This is a genomic window from Mesorhizobium sp. M4A.F.Ca.ET.090.04.2.1 (genome assembly GCF_003999085.1).
In the GTDB taxonomy this organism is placed as follows: Bacteria; Pseudomonadota; Alphaproteobacteria; order Rhizobiales; family Rhizobiaceae; genus Mesorhizobium.
This window is the reverse complement of the sequence record NZ_RZOT01000998.1, coordinates 1-620: the sequence shown is the minus strand read 5'-3', so window position 1 is coordinate 620 and position 620 is coordinate 1. Positions and strand designations below refer to the sequence as shown.

The window sequence follows — 620 nt, the reverse complement described above, 5'->3', positions numbered from 1 at the left end:
GCGCCCCACCGTCCAGTTATGCGCCGGTCGATCATGGATCAGCGCCAGCGCCTTGCCCAGGTGCGGATCGCGCAGGCCGGCCAGCCAGCCCGTGTGCTGCGGCGGCAGCGATTCCACATAGCGGCGCAGAACATCGACGAACATCAGCTCGCTGAGCTTGGTGAGGACGGTCTCGCTGCCGGCCCGCTTTTCCGCGACCTCCGACACGGCCAGCTTTATGAACTGGCCGAGCCAGCCGCCGTCGCCCTTCGGGTCCCCGGCTTTGATGACTGGCGGCAGCGCTTCGCCGGGCTGGGCCTCAGCGCGGCGGCTTTTCGCGCCAGGCCCTATTCCTTCACATAACCATGGTCTCGACGATGCGGGCGGGAGTCGATTCCGTGGCGAAGGTCACCGAGTGCAAAATCAAGCGAGCCTAACGAAAAAGGGCGGCATTTCTGCCGCCCTTCACTATTCGTGATGGGACAGGACTTCTTAGAAGTCCATGCCGCCACTCAAGCCCGCTTGCGGGCTTGAGCAACGTAAGGTGATGGGCGTGCTTTATGGACTTCTTAGAAGTCCATGCCGCCACTCAAGCCCGCTTGCGGGCTTGAGCAACGTAAGGTGATGGGCGTGCTTTATGG

Annotated in this window: 1 protein-coding gene; it reads right to left on the bottom strand. The window is 62.9% G+C overall.

Features of this window, described 5'->3' with window-relative positions:
* A partial coding sequence (locus EN781_RS33715) for a cupin domain-containing protein (protein WP_281033549.1) occupies positions 1 to 279 on the bottom strand: 279 nt, incomplete at its 3' end.
* Positions 280 to 620: the final 341 nt, after the last annotated feature.